Raw genomic sequence first — 13,657 nt, 5'->3', positions numbered from 1 at the left:
GTTTTTCTTTGCAAAAGTGTTAAATTGCTGTTATATAGGTGATTAATTATGTTTTTTTTCGGTTTGGCATATCCTTAGCTTATGGCCAGATAGATATATTACATTATTATCATGGATAAGATCATCGCAAAAAAGAGATTCAGTACAAAAAAGATTTTAATGCTTACAGGCGGCTTATTGTTAGTTGGACTGGTTGCATATGGATATAAATTATCATTGAGTAAGGTTTATAAAGCTGATGCTGATAAACTGACGATCAGTAAAGTGCAATATGGTGATTTTGAAGATGTGGTCTTATTGAACGCAAGTGTAGTACCATTGACTTCTGTGATTGTAAGTTCTTCGGAAGGAGGAACAGTAGCTGAAATTTTTACGGAGAATGGTGCTAGTGTAGTTAAAGGAACACCACTGTTAAGAATAGCGAATCCGAATGCACTATCTAATTATACTTCGAGCGAAACGAGCATCATAGAGAGATTAATCAGTCAGTTGCGTAAAGTACGCCTGGATCTGGAACAAAATCAACGCGTAATGGCTCAGGATATGATGGTGATCGAAAATACATTGAGAACAGCAAGCCGGAAATATAAAATTGACAGTGCTTTATTCCTCAACAAAGTAATTACAAGGGAAGAGTTTAATAACTCAAGCCAGGATTATGAATATAATAAAGGAAGAAAAGAGATCTTAAGACAAGCTGTTAAACAGGAAAACCAGAGCAGAACGATGCAATTGCAGCAAATTGATGTTTCTGTAACCAGAATGAATGAAAGTTTGGAGACAATCAGAAAGAATATTGAGAATATGACTATCAAAGCCCCGGTTTCAGGCAGGTTATCTTCTTATGATCCGGTTATTGGTAAATCTTATACGGCAAATGAAATGCTTGGAAAGATAGATGTGATGCAGGGGTATAAATTGCAGGCTGGCGTGGATGAATATTATATCAACAGGGTCAAAGAAGGACAAACGGCTAACTGTGAGTTTAATGGGAAAACCTATCGTCTTACGGTTAGAAAAGTGATTCCAGAGGTAACTGCGGGACAATTCCAGGTAGAATTAGTTTTTGAAGGGAAATCACCAGATGAGTTGAGAAGAGGATTATCTTTACAAGTAAAACTTACGCTTTCAGATAATAGTAAATCGCTTTTATTGGCTCAGGGACAATTTTTCCAAAGCACCGGAGGATCCTGGGTTTTTGTCCTGAAGGATGGGAAAGCACAAAAAAGAAATGTGAAAATAGGACGTAAAAACTATCTGTATTATGAGATCATGGAAGGGTTACAGAAAAATGAAGAAGTAATCACCTCATCTTACGATCAGTTCAATCAATACGATGTTGTAGAGGTGAGTAAATAATCGAGAGCCAATCAGATAACAAGAGAGGTACTAGTAATAAGACATAGAATTATAAAAAAAATATAAATCATAATATCATGATAAAAATTGAGAACCTGGAAAAAGTATACAAAACAAAGAAGAAGTAAAAACTACTGCCCTAAACGGAATCAACATGTATGTGAAAGCAGGAGAGTTTGTCTCTATTATGGGACCGTCAGGTTGCGGAAAATCAACGTTATTGAATGTAATGGGACTTTTGGATAAGCCTGAAAGCGGCAGCTACAAATTTATGGAAACAGAACTGCTGACCATGAATGATAAAGAACGTTCAAACTTCCGTAAAAGAAATATGGGTTTTGTATTCCAGAATTTCAACCTGATTGATGAACTGACCGTATTTGAAAATATTGAATTACCTCTGATTTATAATAAGGTTGCTGCCCCTGAACGTAAACGTCTGGTTAATGAAATGATTGAAAGAATGAATATTGTCAACCGGAGCGGTCACTTTCCTCAGCAGTTATCGGGTGGTCAGCAGCAGCGTGTTGCTGTTGCAAGAGCATTGGTGACTAAGCCGAAACTTGTGCTGGCAGATGAGCCTACAGGAAATCTGGATAGTTCTCATGGTAACGAAGTGATGGAATTACTTTGTGAATTGAATGAACAGGGTACAACAATCGTGATGGTTACTCACTCTTCGCATGATGCAAGTTTCTCCAACCGGATCATTAACCTGAAAGATGGACATGTAATTTCTGAGAAAGTGAATAAAACACGTACCGAAGAACTTATTTAAGCAACGTTTTCATTTTTAAAGTGTCAATCTGTAAAAGGTTAATTTTTTAAAATAGAATCACCTGCAATTAAATAAAACCACAACAATGTTTAAACTCAACCTGAAAATAGCCTTACGGAACCTCTGGAGAAATAAAACCTCTTCATTTATTAATATTGGCGGACTGGCTATTGGACTAGCTTCCTGTCTTTTATTACTTCTGTACGTGTCTTACGAATGGGGGTATGATAAACAGGGAAAAGATTCAGCAGATGTTTACCAGGTACTCATAAATTTTATAGGAACTGACGGAAAAATCAGAGGTACTGGTACACATACTCCGGGTGTCATAGGGCCGGTGTTGAAACAGGATTATGCAGGTATAGTATGTTGCCATGAGCAGAGTAGTCAATGAACAAACAATGTTAATTGCAAATGAAACAAAAGGGTATAAAAGAAAAGGCCGTTTTGCAGATGCTGATATCCTGAACATATTTGATTATAATTTTATTGCTGGCAATTCGAAAACGGCCCTTAACAGCCCGGGTAATGTAATCGTAACTGAATCTACAGCAAGGGTTCTTTTCGGAACAACTGACGTACTGAACAAATCAGTCCGTTTTGAGAATAAATATGACCTGAAAATTACTGGTGTCATCCAGGATTTGCCAGGAAATACGTCTTTTAATTTTGATTATTTGTTACCATGGTCTTTGTTTGAGAATATGTTTGAATGGGTTAAACGCCCTATGTGGACTAATAATAACTGGAATACACTTGTGAAAATTGATCCTTCTGCAAATGTTGAAACCATTAATCTTTCGGTCAGAGAACTAATAAAAAAAAATGAGGCTGATTCAAGATCTTCGGCCTTTTTCTTTTCCCATTAAGTAAACTGCACCTGTATGACACTTTTACCAACGGTGTAAGTACAGGGGGGAGGATCGAACAGTTGCGTCTGTTTATGGGACTTGCAATTGGTATTTTGCTGATTGCCTGTGTGAATTTTATGAACATGGCTACTGCCAAATCAGAAAGAAGGGCAAAGGAAGTTGGTATTAAGAAAACTATAGGGGCTACAAAAGGAAGCTTGATCGGCCAGTTTTTATTGGAGTCACTGATCCTTACCTTTTGCAGTGCGGTAGTGGCGGTAGCATTCATAGAATTATGCTTACCCTTATTTAATAACCTGCTTGATATTGATTTGAATATTGTTTATTCAAATCAATATATCTGGTTAAGCATTTTAGCTGTTGTACTCCTCACCGGATTAATTGCTGGAAGTTATCCGGCTTTTTATCTATCCTCATTTAATCCAATACAAATTCTGAAAAAGAAAGGGCTGAAAAGGGGGATGCTGGCTATAAATATGCGTCGTCATATACTGGTTGTTGTACAGTTCAGCTTTGCAATCATTCTGATTATATCAACCTGTATCATCTATATGCAGATCCAGTTCATCAAAAACAGGCCTCTGGGGTATCAGCCAAATGAATTGGTGGAAGTACCACAGGAAGGGAATCTGGTCGGGAAGTTTGATCTGCTGAAACAAAAACTATTGCAGTCTGGAGCTGTAACTTCCTTATCGCAAATGTCGGGAAGTATGTCTGATTCCAATTCAAATTTTTGGGGACTGGAATGGAGAGGTTCGACCGAAGCTGACAGGCATCAGGTATTTAATCAATTGACTACTACTTACGATTTTATTAAAACTACAGGGGTCAGGTTGATTGCTGGCAGGGATTTCTCCCGTCAGTTTGCTTCTGATAGTTCAGCAGTTATGCTGAGCCAGTCATTGGCTAAAAGAATGAATTTAAAAAATCCGTTAGGAGAGACGGTTCTCTATCAGGATCAAAAACGTATGGTAGTTGGGATCTTTGATGATTTGATGATTTTATCTGGGATTCTCCTTTTAAAACCAGTTCACCCCTGATTGTTGCATTTAGTAAAAGAGAAAATGAAATTATAAGTATGCGTTTAAACCCGGTTAATGCCTCATCGGTAAACATTGGGATAATTGAGAAGGTTTTAAAGGAGATTAACCCTGCTTATCCGGTAGCTATTAGTTTCGTGGATGAGCTATACAGTGAGAGATTAAAGTCACAAAGAATCTTAGGTATACTAGCTAATCTTTTTGGTGGTCTTGCCGTTTTTATTTCCTGCCTTGGTTTATTTGGCTTAGCATCTTATAGTGCCGAACAAAGAACAAAAGAGATTGGCGTAAGAAAAGTCCTTGGTGCTTCTGTGTTTAGCTTGATGCAACTCCTTTCTTTAAGTTTTCTGAAAATGGTTATCGTGGCTATTTTCATTGCCGTACCAATAGCCAATTATATTATGACAGACTGGTTAAAAGGTTTTGAATTTCATACTCATGTTAGTTGGCTGGTCATGATACTGGCAGCTGCCGGGACTTTAGGGATTGCTTTATTTACGGTCAGTTTTCAGACCCTTAAGGCTGCGAAGACAAACCCGGTACAGGCATTGAAATACGAATAACTAATTTGTTGAATTAATATCCTAACCATACATGTTTAAACTTAATCTGAAAATAGCCTTACGGAACCTCTGGAGAAATAAAACTTCTTCATTTATAAATATCAGTGGTCTGGCCATTGGACTAGCTTCCTGCTTGTTGTTGCTCCTGTATGTATCCTACGAATGGAGCTATGATAATCATGGAGGTAATGATGCTCATGTTTATAAAGTGATGACTAATGCGCTGGATATCAATAAAAAAGTTGAAAACACAGGAGCAAATACTGGAAATGTAATCGGGCCAACTCTGAAAGAGAACTATCCTGCTGTTAAAGCCATGAGTCGTTTTGAGTGGGGAGGGCCGAAATTAATAGCGAACGGAACCAAAAGTTTTAAAAAAAGCGGACGTTTTGCTGACGCTGATATTCTTAATGTTTTTGATTATACTTTTATCTCAGGTGACCGGAAAACTGCACTCAGTGCACCAAACAATGTAATTATTACAGAGTCTACTGCTAAAATATTATTTGGAACAACCGATGTATTAAATAAAGCAGTTCGTTTCGAGAACAAAATGGATCTTAAAATCACAGGGGTGATTAAGGATCTTCCAGGTAATACTTCTGTTTATTTTGATTTTCTGATGCCCTGGTCTCTTTATGAGACTCAATTTGATTGGGTGAAAAATTTACAATGGACTAATTTCAACTGGACAACAGTAGTCAGACTGGATCCGTCAACGGACATTGAAGCTTTCAATAAAGATATTAAAGGGATAATGGATAAATATCACCCTGGTTCAAGGTATTACGCTTCTGTTTTTCCATTAAGCAAGTTACATCTCTACGATAAGTTTGTTAACGGAAAAAGTATAGGAGGGAACATTGAACAGGTTCGTTTATTTATTATGGGGCTGGCCATAGGGATTTTATTGATTGATTGCCTGTGTCAATTTTATGAATATGGCTACGGCAAAATCAGAACGCAGGGCTAAAGAAGTTGGGATTAAAAAAACTATTGGTGCAACTCGTGCAAGCCTGATCAGCCAGTTTTTGATGGAATCTCTGGTTTTGACTTTTTGCAGTGCGATCATGGCAATTATGATCATCGAATTAGCTTTGCCGTTATTTAATAACCTGTTGAATATCAAGCTGGGGGTCAGCTATTCAAATTTCTACATATGGGCGGGATTGATTTCAGTTGTTCTGTTAACAGGTTTAATTGCCGGAAGTTACCCGGCATTCTATTTGTCGTCTTTTAATCCGGTGCAAATCCTTAAGAAGAAAGGAACTAAAAACCGAGGGCAATTCATCAGTCTCCGGCAGATATTAGTGATTGGACAATTCAGTTTTGCAGTTATTCTGATCATTGCAGCTACAGTCATTTATCAGCAGATCCAGTTTATTAAAGACAGGCCAGTTGGTTATAAGGGTGAATTGGTTGAGAGATGGAGCAGGACGGTGATTTATATAATAAGTTTGATCTGTTAAAAGCAAAGCTGCTGCAATCCGGAGCTGTAACAGCTCTGGCACAGACCTCAGGTACGATATCCAGGGATGGCTCAAGTTTTTCGGGTATGGAATGGCCGGGGTCTAATCTCGGCGATAAGTTGTTCACTTTTGATCAGATTGCTACAGCTTATGATTTTATTAAAACTACGGGGGTTAAATTACTGGAAGGAAGAGAATTCTCTCCTTACTTTGCTTCTGACAGTGCTGCGGTTATGGTGAGCCGTTCGGCTGTGAAACGGATGAACCTGGCTAATCCTGTAGGCCAAACGGTACTCTATCAAGGAGAGAAGCGGACTATTGTGGGCGTTTTTGATGATTTTATCTGGGGTTCGGCTACTCAAACTAATCGCCCAATGGTCATCGCATTCTATAAAGGTTGGGGAGGAACGGTAACCATGCGTTTAAATCCGGCTACCCACCAGCAGCTAACCTGGTCTTAATAGCAAAAATTGCTAAAGAAATTAATCCGGCATATCCTGTGGAAATCAATTATGTGGATCGATTGTACGCACAAAAATTAAATACGCAAAGAATATTAGGTGTTTTATCCAACCTGTTTGGTGGGCTGGCAATTTTCATTTCCTGCCTTGGTTTATTTGGCCTGGCAGCATATAGTGCTGAACAGAGAACAAAAGAAATAGGGATTAGAAAGGTACTGGGTGCATCTGTAAGTAATCTGATGCAGCTCCTTTCTTTAAGTTTTCTGAAAATGGTTATGGTGGCTATAATTATTGGCGTGCCAACTGCAAATTATATTATGTCCGGCTGGTTGAAAAGTTTTGAATTTCATACCACGGTCAATTGGCTGGTGATTTCACTGGCAGCAATGAGCACTTTAGGTATAGCTTTGATTACAGTAAGTTTTCAAACTTATAAAGCAGCTAAGGCAAATCCGGTTCAAGCATTAAAATCTGAATAATAGAATTAGTCATGTTTAAACTCAATCTTAAAATCGCCTTCAGGAATCTTTGGAAAAATAAAGGTTATACTTTTATCAATATAGCCGGATTAGCTATTGGAATGGCTGGCTGTATCCTGATCTATTTATTTATCAGTTATCAATTGAGTTTTGACCAGCAATATAAAAACAAAGACAGAATATACAGGGTTGTCAGCCATGTCTACTATGCAGGTGGAGAAGATTTTGGTCGTGGTGTGCCGATGCCTCTGGTCCCTGCGATGAGAAATGACTTTGGCATGCTGGAACAGGTGGCAGCATTAGAGGGGATTTTTGGGATGATTAAGGTGAAAGATTCCAAAGGAAATATAAAAATAAAGACTCAGGAAAGCGCATTTTATGTTGAGCCGCAATTCTTTAAAATATTTGATTACAAATGGCTGCAAGGTAATCCGGAGAAAGCTCTAATGCTGCCAAATACAGTTGCGCTTTCACAAAAAACTGCGGAGAAAATTTTTTGGAGACTGGCGCGCAGGCTGTTGGCAGGGCGATCAATTTCCAGAATAACAAAGATCTTACAGTGACGGGGGTATTTGCTGATGTTCCTGAGAATAATAGTAATGTGATCAACATTGCAATTTCTTATGCAAGCTTTAAAGACAGAAATCAAAAAAGATGGGGTTCTGTTTCTTCCGGTTCTGAATGTTATATTTTACTGAAAGAAGGTGTAAAAGTAGCCGATCTGGAAGGGCCTAAAAATGCATTCCTGAAAAAATATTATGTAGAAAAGACTATTGGAAAACCAGATCATCTTTTTCAGCCGCTTAAGGATATACATATGGATGATCGTTTTGGTAGTTTTTCTGGTAAGAAAACCAGTAAAAGTGAACTGCTTGGCCTTACAGTGATAGGTGTGTTGCTGCTAATTACCGCGTGCATCAATTTCGTGAATCTGGCTACTGCACAAGCAGTAGGCAGGTCTAAAGAAGTTGGTGTACGCAAGGTAATGGGAAGTGTGGAAAAAAACAACTCATGATCCAGTTTTTAACAGAAACAATGATCCTGACCTTTATCGCACTACTGCTGGCTTGCGTGCTTACAGAAATTGCTTTGCCAGGTATGTCTGCTTTGTTTAAAGAAAGGATAACCTTTAACCTGCTGGAGCAGCCTGTCATCTTTGTCTTTATCCTTTGCATGGTCTTGTTTGTTGGGTTTTTTCTGGATTTTATCCCGCAATGATCATGTCAGGATTTAGTCCGGCTCTGGCGATTAAAAATAAAATCAATATCGGTACTGGTGGAGGTATGATTCGTAAGGTATTGGTTGTAATTCAATTTGCGATAACTATTGTATTGGTTACTGGTACGCTTGTTATTCTGATGCAAATGAAATTTATGAGAGAAAAATCTCTAGGATTTACATCGTCTGCAATTGCCCTTGTCAATATTCCATCAGATAGCCTGAGCAGACAGAAATATGAGATTTTAAAAACCAGAATTAAGGCAGAGCCCCCGGTGTTAGCTGTTAGTTTTTGTAGTGATGCACCTAGTTCTGGTGATAACACAAATAATGCTTTTGCTTTTGATAGTACAACTGATGCAGATTTTCAGGCGAATACTAAAGTCGTAGATGACGATTATCTTAAAACCTTTGACTTAAAGCTTCTGGCGGGCAGGTACCTGGCTAAAAGTAAAAGTGATACTGCCCGTGAATACGTGGTGAATGAAACTTTATTGAAAAAATTAAGCATTGTCAATCCTCAGGATGCAATTGGGAAAAAGATCTTGTTTGGAGGGATCAGCGGGCCGGTTGTTGGCGTGGTGAAAGATTTTAATAACCTGAATCTGAGAGCATCAATTTCACCAATAATTATGATAACCCGTAATGATCGTTTTGAGACTATGGCGGTGAAAATGAACGCACAGCAAATCCCGGCGGTCATGAAAAATATAGAGAAAATCTGGAACGAATATTATTTTGAGCAGGTGTATTCGGCTGGTTTTATGGATGAAAGGATGCAATTACTATGCGACCGAACAGGTAATGGGCACGCTATTCAAAGTATTTGCCCTTGTCATCATCTTTATTTCATTTATCGGTTTATTTGGTCTGATTTCTTTTGTTGCTACGCAAAGAACAAAGGAAATGGCTATCCGCAAAGTTTTGGGTGCAAGTGTTTTGGAACTAGTCACTATGTTAAATACTTCTTTTGTCCTGATGATCTTTTTAGCAAATCTGATCGCCTGGCCTGTAGCCTATATTTTTATCAAAAAATGGTTGTCAGGATATACATACCGTATAGAATTGAGTGTCTGGCCTTTTGCTCTTGCGATGTTGATTTCTCTGGGTATTACCCTGATTACAGTAAGTTTCCGCTCTTATAAGGCTGCGAAAACTAATCCTATAGATGCATTGAAATACGAATAATTAAAAGACAAACAGATGTTTAGACTTAATCTCAAAATCGCACTAAGAAATCTCTGGAAAAATAAAGGTTATACTTTTATTAATGTGGCGGACTATCTATCGGGATGGCCAGTTGTATCCTCATTTTTATCTTTATCAGATATCAGCTCAGTTTTGATCAGCAATTTGTCAATAAAGACAGGATTTACAGAGTCGTTTCTTATTGGAAATATGCTCAGGGTGAAGAGTTTCAAAGCGGAGTGCCCAGACCTTTGGCACCCGCAATGCGCAATGACTTTGGGATGCTGGAAGAAGTTGCAGCCATACAAAGCAGCGGGGGGATTTTTAAAGTAAAAGATGAGTCTGGAAAGGTGAAGCTTAAAACGGCTGAAGACGCATTTTTTGTTGAGCCCGCTTTCTTCAAAATATTTGATTACCAATGGTTAGAGGGAGATTCGCAAAAGGCGTTGAAAGAACCAAATACCGTGGCCCTGTCAAAAGAAATGGCTGTGAAATTTTTTGGTGACTGGCATAAGGCAGTCGGACAGACTTTAGAATATAAGAACAAAACAATACTTAAAGTAACCGGTGTGTTTGAGGGTATGACGCACAGAGTAATAGTAACCCGATACAAATTGCTATGGCTTATGCAGGTTATGAGAATGCGAAATTGAAGAGTTGGGGAGCAGTTTCTTCCGACTCTCAATGTTATATTTTATTGAAAAAAGGAGCAGATGTAAAAGATCTTGAGGGACCAAAGAATGCCTTCGTGAAAAAATATTATACAGAGAAGGGTGTTGGAAAATCAGATCATTTTTTCCAGCCTTTAAGTGAGGTCCACCAGGATGAACGTTATGGTAATTTCGCGCGTAAAATTACCACTAAAAATGAACTTATAGGCTTAATCGTAATCGGTGTGTTTTTACTGATTACCGCCTGTATTAACTTTATCAACCTGGCCACTGCCCAGGCCGTAAGTCGTTCTAAAGAGATAGGGGTTCGTAAAGTAATGGGGAGCAGGCGTAAACAACTGATGATACAGTTTCTAACAGAGACTTTTACGATTACGCTGTTTGCGCTATTGATTGCCTGCATATTAACAGAGGCTGCATTGCCCAGTATGACAGCATTGTTCAGGGAAAAAACCTCTTTTAGCCTGTTTACCTATCCGGTTATTTTTGTCTTCATGGCAGTACTGGTTATGTTTGTTGGTATAGCTGCAGGTTTTTATCCTGCATTGGTGATGTCTGGTTTTGATCCTATAATGGCTATTAAAAATAAGGTGAGCATTGGCAATAGCGGATCCGGTGTTTTACGAAAAGTGTTGGTTGTCATGCAATTTGCAATTACTATTATTCTGATTACGGGAACGCTTGTGATCCTGAAGCAGATGAAATATATCAGAGAGAAGCCATTGGGATTTAATCCTTCTGCAATCGCTTTGGTAGATATTCCCAGTGATAGTTTGAGTCAGTTGAAATATGGGATACTAAAATCCAGAATAAGGAGTGAACCTGGGGTAACGGATGCTAGTTTTTCTAGTGAAGCCCCCTCTTCCCGTAATAATACTTTTGGTAATTTTTCTTTTGAGGGGACAAAAGATGCAGACTTCCAGGTAAACAGTAAATCTGCGGACCAGGATTATTTCAGGACTTTTGATTTAAAACTGATAGCTGGCAGAGGATTCTCTGAAAATGATAGCCTGAAAGAATATGTTGTCAATGAGACTTTGATGAAAAAATTGAATATTCTGCGACCTGAAGATATGATTGGGAAAAGAATCCATTTAGGAGGTGACCCTGTTAGTGTGCCGATTGTTGGGGTGGTAAAAGACTTTAATAGTACAAGTCTCAGAGATGCTATTCCTCCTATAATAGTCGTTAAGAGAAAAAATATGTCCACAAGTATTGCAGTAAAAATGGATGCTAAAAGTATTCCCGAAACTATGAGAAATATAGAAGCAATCTGGAACTCTGTTTATCCTGAACATGTATTTGGTTTGGCTTTTATGGAAGATGATATCAATAGATATTACGAAAGTGAGCGAATCATGGGAACCTTGTTTAAGGTTTTTGCTGCAGTAATTATCTTTATCTCTTTTATTGGTCTGGTCTGTTGTGTTCGGTTTGATTTCTTTTGTGGCTACGCAAAGAACTAAAGAAATGGCTATCCGTAAAGTTCTGGGTGCAAGTACGCTGGAATTGGTCAATATGCTGAATTCTTCTTTTATGATCATGGTGCTTATAGCGAACCTTGTTGCCTGGCCTGTCGCCTATATCTTTATTGAGAAGTGGCTGGGACGTTATACTTACCGTATAGAACTCAGTATCTGGCCATTTGCTATTGCCATGTTCCTTTCTATGGGAATAACACTTGTAACAGTAAGTTTTCGCTCTTTCAAAGCCGCAAGAACAAATCCGGTTGATGCGCTGAAAGACGAATAAAACAATATAATTAATTGAGTAAACCTTATATTTATCAAAAGATGATACAATTACAGAATATAGAAAAATACTATGCGAACAAAGGGCTGAAAAGTTATATTCTCAGACATGTAAGTACTACAATCAAACAAGGTGAATTTGTTTCTATTATGGGGCCTTCCGGTGCCGGGAAATCTACCTTGCTGAATATTTTAGGGATGCTGGAAGAGCCTACTTATGGTACCTATGAATTTATGGGTGAAAATGTAGTTTCTTTAAATGAGCGTAAAAGAATAGAACTTTACAGAAATCATATTGGTTTTGTTTTTCAGGCTTATCATTTAATAGATGAAATGACTGTCGCTGAGAATATTGAAGCTCCATTATTGTATAAGAAGGTAGGTAGTGCTGAACGTAAAAGCCGTGTAGCAGAAATGCTTGACCGCTTTAATATGGTCGCTAAAAAAGACCTGTTTCCAAACCAGCTATCCGGCGGTCAGCAGCAACTGGTGGGTATTGCAAGGGCTTTAGCTGCACAACCGCTGATTATCCTGGCAGATGAGCCAACCGGAAATTTACAGTCTGCTCAGGCGCTTCAAATTATGGAGCTGTTTAAAAAGCTGAACGAAGAAGAAAATATAACAATTATCCAGGTTACGCATTCTGAAATTAACGCAGGTTATGGAACACGTATTTTACATTTACTTGATGGAGTATGAGAGTAATCAGCGAGGATCTTCAGGTGGTTGTATAGGAACCTGTTTAAAATGGCTCTGAGATAATTATATTTGCTTTATGTTTCGTCAGTTTACCGATCAGCTTGATCAGACCATTACCATTAATTATCCGCCAAAGCGGATTATTTCTATCGTACCCTCACAAACTGAATTGCTGTTTGAATTGGGTTTGAACGATGAAGTTGTAGGACTTACTAAATTTTGTATTCATCCTGCGCAGCAGTTCAAATCCAAAACAAAGGTAGGAGGGACAAAGAAATTAAACCTTGAGCTGATCCGAAGTCTGAAACCGGATTTGATTATTGGCAATAAGGAAGAAAATACGAAAGAAGATATAGAACAACTGCAAAAGGAGTTTCCGGTATGGATGAGTGACATCTTTACGCTCGAAGATGCCATGAGAACAATTACGCAGATTGCGGAATTGGTAGACAGGCAGCCCGAAGCAGCTTATCTGAATTATCTGATCATCAATGCGGGGTTTACAGATCTGCAAACTTTGGCTTTAGAGCAGGGGATAGATAAAAAGGTGGCTTACCTGATCTGGAAGGGGCCTTATATGCTTGCCGGAAGAAATACTTTCATTAATGATATACTAGCAAAAAACGGGCTTACCAATGTAATCAAAGCAGATCGTTATCCTGAAATTGAGGTTGAAGAACTGGCTGCGTTAAAGCCTGAACTGATCTTATTGTCTTCTGAACCGTATCCTTTCAGGGAAAAACATATTGAGGAGTTGAAAAATGCAATTCCTGAGGCTAAAGTTATGCTCGTGGACGGAGAAATGTTCTCCTGGTATGGCAGCAGATTAGTAAAAGCAGTTCAGTATTTGTTTCAGTTGCAAAAAGAATTAAAATAAATTGGCTTAGAATGAATGTGTTAGCTGTTTAGAGGTGAAATAAATGCAAAAGGTTTTTGATAATTGATAACTATCTCTATCTTTGCAGTCCAAACAAAAACAATTCCTAACTAACTGCGGATGTGGCGTAATTGGTAGCCGCACCAGACTTAGGATCTGGCGCTTCACGGCGTGGGGGTTCGAGTCCCTTCATCCGCACAATTGAGGTGATAGATTTAATTATCTATCACCT

18 protein-coding genes, 1 tRNA gene and 2 pseudogenes are annotated in these 13,657 nt (G+C 38.4%); all 21 read left to right on the top strand.

Annotated features, from left to right (window positions below; translation table 11 throughout):
• Positions 1 to 111 precede the first annotated feature (111 nt).
• The 21 genes and pseudogenes from ACWYN3_RS19115 to ACWYN3_RS19015 all read left to right on the top strand — a co-directional run bounded on the left by ACWYN3_RS19115 (position 112) and on the right by ACWYN3_RS19015 (position 13,623).
• The gene (locus tag ACWYN3_RS19115) at positions 112 to 1,359 is read left to right on the top strand and encodes an efflux RND transporter periplasmic adaptor subunit (RefSeq protein ID WP_456222539.1); all 1,248 of its coding nucleotides are present in this window, start codon (positions 112 to 114) and stop codon (positions 1,357 to 1,359) included.
• A gap of 77 nt (positions 1,360 to 1,436) precedes the next feature.
• A pseudogene (locus ACWYN3_RS19110) lies at positions 1,437 to 2,137 on the top strand (ABC transporter ATP-binding protein).
• A gap of 85 nt (positions 2,138 to 2,222) precedes the next feature.
• The gene (locus ACWYN3_RS19105) at positions 2,223 to 2,531 is read left to right on the top strand and encodes a hypothetical protein (RefSeq protein WP_456222538.1); all 309 of its coding nucleotides are present in this window, start codon (positions 2,223 to 2,225) and stop codon (positions 2,529 to 2,531) included.
• Positions 2,512 to 3,006, top strand: coding sequence for an ABC transporter permease (locus ACWYN3_RS19100; protein WP_456222537.1), 495 nt, complete (start codon positions 2,512 to 2,514; stop codon positions 3,004 to 3,006). Before ACWYN3_RS19105 ends, ACWYN3_RS19100 begins: the two co-directional genes overlap by 20 nt.
• A 74-nt stretch (positions 3,007 to 3,080) precedes the next feature.
• Positions 3,081 to 4,049, top strand: a complete 969-nt coding sequence (locus tag ACWYN3_RS19095; RefSeq protein ID WP_456222536.1) for an ABC transporter permease — start codon at positions 3,081 to 3,083, stop codon at positions 4,047 to 4,049.
• Positions 4,050 to 4,087: 38 nt separating this feature from the next.
• Positions 4,088 to 4,612, top strand: coding sequence for an ABC transporter permease (locus ACWYN3_RS19090; protein ID WP_456222535.1), 525 nt, complete (start codon positions 4,088 to 4,090; stop codon positions 4,610 to 4,612).
• 31 nt (positions 4,613 to 4,643) lie between these two features.
• A complete protein-coding gene (locus tag ACWYN3_RS19085; protein WP_456222534.1) occupies positions 4,644 to 5,585 on the top strand; it encodes an ABC transporter permease in 942 nt (313 codons plus the stop codon).
• On the top strand, positions 5,554 to 6,081 hold the full coding sequence (locus ACWYN3_RS19080) for an ABC transporter permease (RefSeq protein WP_456222533.1): 528 nt from the start codon (positions 5,554 to 5,556) through the stop codon (positions 6,079 to 6,081). The genes ACWYN3_RS19085 and ACWYN3_RS19080 overlap by 32 nt, the downstream gene beginning before the upstream one ends.
• A complete protein-coding gene (locus ACWYN3_RS19075) occupies positions 6,039 to 6,542 on the top strand; it encodes an ABC transporter permease (RefSeq protein WP_456222532.1) in 504 nt (167 codons plus the stop codon). Before ACWYN3_RS19080 ends, ACWYN3_RS19075 begins: the two co-directional genes overlap by 43 nt.
• Before the next feature lie 38 nt (positions 6,543 to 6,580).
• Positions 6,581 to 7,021, top strand: a complete 441-nt coding sequence (locus ACWYN3_RS19070; protein WP_456222531.1) for an ABC transporter permease — start codon at positions 6,581 to 6,583, stop codon at positions 7,019 to 7,021.
• Between the two features lie 11 nt (positions 7,022 to 7,032).
• A complete protein-coding gene (locus ACWYN3_RS19065; protein ID WP_456222530.1) occupies positions 7,033 to 7,584 on the top strand; it encodes an ABC transporter permease in 552 nt (183 codons plus the stop codon).
• Positions 7,581 to 8,036, top strand: coding sequence for an ABC transporter permease (locus tag ACWYN3_RS19060; protein WP_456222529.1), 456 nt, complete (start codon positions 7,581 to 7,583; stop codon positions 8,034 to 8,036). The genes ACWYN3_RS19065 and ACWYN3_RS19060 overlap by 4 nt, the downstream gene beginning before the upstream one ends.
• On the top strand, positions 8,033 to 8,239 hold the full coding sequence (locus tag ACWYN3_RS19055) for a hypothetical protein (protein ID WP_456222528.1): 207 nt from the start codon (positions 8,033 to 8,035) through the stop codon (positions 8,237 to 8,239). Before ACWYN3_RS19060 ends, ACWYN3_RS19055 begins: the two co-directional genes overlap by 4 nt.
• Positions 8,236 to 8,895 (top strand): annotated as a pseudogene (locus ACWYN3_RS19050) (ABC transporter permease); the annotation flags it as partial. The gene ACWYN3_RS19055 and the pseudogene ACWYN3_RS19050, both read left to right, overlap by 4 nt.
• A gap of 112 nt (positions 8,896 to 9,007) precedes the next feature.
• On the top strand, positions 9,008 to 9,427 hold the full coding sequence (locus tag ACWYN3_RS19045; protein ID WP_456223080.1) for an ABC transporter permease: 420 nt from the start codon (positions 9,008 to 9,010) through the stop codon (positions 9,425 to 9,427).
• A gap of 104 nt (positions 9,428 to 9,531) precedes the next feature.
• Positions 9,532 to 10,080, top strand: coding sequence for an ABC transporter permease (locus ACWYN3_RS19040; RefSeq protein WP_456222527.1), 549 nt, complete (start codon positions 9,532 to 9,534; stop codon positions 10,078 to 10,080).
• Positions 10,047 to 11,564: an FtsX-like permease family protein gene (locus ACWYN3_RS19035; RefSeq protein ID WP_456222526.1), complete on the top strand. Its 1,518-nt coding sequence runs from the start codon at positions 10,047 to 10,049 to the stop codon at positions 11,562 to 11,564. The genes ACWYN3_RS19040 and ACWYN3_RS19035 overlap by 34 nt, the downstream gene beginning before the upstream one ends.
• Positions 11,545 to 11,850, top strand: a complete 306-nt coding sequence (locus tag ACWYN3_RS19030; protein ID WP_456222525.1) for an ABC transporter permease — start codon at positions 11,545 to 11,547, stop codon at positions 11,848 to 11,850. Before ACWYN3_RS19035 ends, ACWYN3_RS19030 begins: the two co-directional genes overlap by 20 nt.
• 41 nt (positions 11,851 to 11,891) lie before the next feature.
• Positions 11,892 to 12,548 carry an ABC transporter ATP-binding protein gene (locus ACWYN3_RS19025; RefSeq protein WP_456222524.1) on the top strand — a complete coding sequence of 219 codons (657 nt, stop codon included), beginning with the start codon at positions 11,892 to 11,894 and terminating at the stop codon, positions 12,546 to 12,548.
• A 76-nt stretch (positions 12,549 to 12,624) separates the two neighbouring features.
• Entirely contained in the window at positions 12,625 to 13,425 is an 801-nt protein-coding gene (locus ACWYN3_RS19020) for an ABC transporter substrate-binding protein (protein WP_456222523.1), read from the top strand.
• 116 nt (positions 13,426 to 13,541) lie between these two features.
• Positions 13,542 to 13,623, top strand: a tRNA-Leu gene (locus ACWYN3_RS19015).
• Positions 13,624 to 13,657: the final 34 nt, after the last annotated feature.

The organism is Pedobacter sp. NJ-S-72 (assembly GCF_053890575.1).
Note: the sequence above shows the minus strand (reverse complement) of the source record. Positions and strands in the feature narration are given on the sequence as shown.